We start from the raw sequence: 2,774 nt of genomic DNA, 5'->3' as shown, positions 1-2,774 counted from the left end.
GCGTCGTCCTGGTCGTGCTCGCCCTGGGTGCGCTCGCCGGTGTGCTGCAGCCCCGGCGCCGCCTGGGCACGTGGCTCTTCGTCGCCCTGGGCGTCCTCTCCGCAGCGGCCGCCTTGACCCGCCCGGACGCCGGCCCGGTCTCCGCCCTCCCCACCCTCGCCGCCGTCGCCGCCGGCTCCCTCACCCTCCGCACCATCCTCCCGTCGAGATCTCGGTTCGACCCCGTCGAGATGTCGATTCGCGGTCGTCGAGATGTCAATCCTCCGGCGCAGACACCCTCCGACCCAGTGCGACGGACCCTCCTCACGGCCGGCGCGTTGACCGCGGCAGGCGGTGGACTGGCATACCTCGGGATGCGGCTCGGCGCGGGAACCGCAGGCAGCGCAACGCCATTCGCCCTGCCGGCACCGGCCCGCCCACTCCCGCCCCTGCCGGCGGGCTTGGAGGCGACGGTCCCGGGGCTCAGCGCGCTGCGCACCCCGGTCGCCGACTTCTATCGCGTCGACACCGCGCTCGTGTTGCCACGCATCGACGCCGCCAACTGGCGGCTGCGCATCGACGGTGACGTGGACCGCCACATCGAGCTGACCTTCGACGACCTGCTCGCGATGCCGATGGTCGAAGCCGACATCACCCTCAACTGCGTCAGCAATCCGGTCGGGGGCGAATACATCGGGTCCACGCGCTGGTTAGGGGTGCTGACGCGAGATGTGTTGGCACGCGCCGGAGTTCGCGCCACCGCCGATCAGATCCTCAGCACATCGCAGGACGGTATGACGATCTCCACCCCCGTCGCTGCGCTCACCGACGCGCGCGGCGCGTTGCTCGCCGTCGCGATGGACGGCAAGCCGCTCACCCGCGAACACGGCTACCCCGTGCGCATGGTGACACCGGGGTTGTATGGGTATGTCGGTGCCACCAAGTGGCTCACCCGTCTCACCGCGACGACGTATGCCGCCGAGAAGGCCTACTGGAGCACGCGCGGGTGGGCCGAACAGGCGGAAGTCAAGACGCAGGCCCGCATCGACGTGCCACGGCGTGGCGAGACTGTGGCCGAGGGCCAGGTCGTGGTAGCAGGTGTCGCGTGGTCCCAAGCGCATCAAGGGATTTCGCGCGTCGAGGTCCGTGTCGACGAGGGCCCATGGCAGGAAGCCGAGCTCGGTCCCGACGTCGGCGGCCACTACTGGCGGCAGTGGCGCTGGACCTGGGAGGCGCACACCGGTGGTCGCCGACTTACGGCGCGCGCCACGGACGGCGAGGGCACGATCCAGTCCAGTGAGATCGCCGAACCGGCCCCTGATGGGGCGAGCGGACTGCATATGGTCAACGTTCGGGTGAACTAGCCCCTACACTTGTGTCATCGGCCCGACCAGTTCTGCCGCGGGCCGCTTCGCTTGTCGATCGCCAGTGCTGCTGCGAGCCGGTTACATCACACCAACGACGCTCGCGCCGGGCAGAACGACTCTTCGAGACTCATTGGAGCACCATTTCTGTGTCCACCGACACGACTTTCGGCACGCTCGGCGTGCCCGCCAAGCTGATCGCTGCCCTCGCGCAGCGTGGCATCACCACCCCCACTCCCATCCAGGCCGCGACGCTCCCGGACTCCCTCGCGGGGCGCGACGTCCTCGGTCGCGGCCGCACGGGCTCGGGCAAGACCTACGCATTCCTCCTGCCCCTCGTCGCCCGACTCGCCTTCGCCCCATCGCGCCGTATGCCGAAGCGCCCCCGCGCGCTGATCCTCGCGCCCACCCGTGAACTGGTCGCGCAGATCGAGGAGTCCCTCGCGCCGCTGGCCGCGGCAACGGGCCTGAACTCCCGCACCGTCTTCGGCGGCGTCGGGCAGAACCCCCAGGTCGCGGCCCTTCGCAAGGGCGTCGACATCGTGATCGCGTGCCCGGGCCGACTCGAGGATCTCCTCGGCCAAGGCCACCTCAGCCTCGACGCCGTCGAGATCACGGTCCTCGACGAGGCCGACCACATGGCCGATCTCGGCTTCCTGCCCGTCGTGCGCCGTCTCCTCGACCGCACCCCTCGCGAGGGCCAGCGCATGCTCTTCTCGGCAACCTTGGACGCCGGCGTCGACGTCCTCGCCAAGCGCTATCTGAGCCGGCCGGTGACCCACGAAGCCGACTCCGCTCAGAGCCCGGTGGCCGAGATGGACCACCACGTGCTGCACGTCGGCCCGGACCACCACCTGCCGGTCCTGCTCGACCTGACCGCCGCGCCCGGCCGCACGATCGTCTTCACCCGCACCAAGCACCGCGCCAAAAAGCTTGCGCGGCAACTCAATGCGGCCGGTGTCCCGTCGGTCGAGTTGCACGGCAACCTGTCGCAGAACGCCCGGACCCGCACGATGGACGCCTTCCACAGCGGCGCTGCCGGCACCCTCGTGGCCACCGACATCGCCGCCCGCGGCATCCATGTCGACGATGTCGCGCTCGTCATCCATGCCGACCCGCCGGTGGAGCACAAGGCCTACCTGCACCGCTCCGGCCGCACCGCCCGCGCGGGCAACTCCGGCACGGTCGTGACGATGATGCTCGATGACCAGGTCCGCGATGTCCGGGATCTGACCCGCAAGGCCGGCATCCGCCCGACCATCACGCGCGTCAACCCGGCCCACCCGTTGCTTCGCCAACTCGCCCCTGGCACAAGGGATTTCCCCGGTGGCTATGCCGCCACGCCACCAGCGGCACCGTCCCCGGGCCGCGCCCGGCAACCGCGCTCCGGTCAGCCGTCGCGATCGGCGCAGTCACCGGGGCCGGGCCGGG

The 2,774-nt window shown here is 70.7% G+C and carries 2 protein-coding genes; both read left to right on the top strand.

The features are described 5' to 3' along the window. A partial coding sequence (locus tag BN11_RS14970; RefSeq protein ID WP_048698990.1) for a molybdopterin-dependent oxidoreductase occupies positions 1-1,343 on the top strand: 1,343 nt, incomplete at its 5' end. Between the two features lie 149 nt (positions 1,344-1,492). Beyond that, a partial coding sequence (locus BN11_RS14965; RefSeq protein WP_235435502.1) for a DEAD/DEAH box helicase occupies positions 1,493-2,774 on the top strand: 1,282 nt, incomplete at its 3' end.

It is taken from the genome of Nostocoides australiense Ben110, assembly GCF_001050535.1.
In the GTDB taxonomy this organism is placed as follows: Bacteria; Actinomycetota; Actinomycetes; order Actinomycetales; family Dermatophilaceae; genus Nostocoides_A; species Nostocoides_A australiense.
Note: the sequence above shows the minus strand (reverse complement) of the source record. Positions and strands in the feature narration are given on the sequence as shown.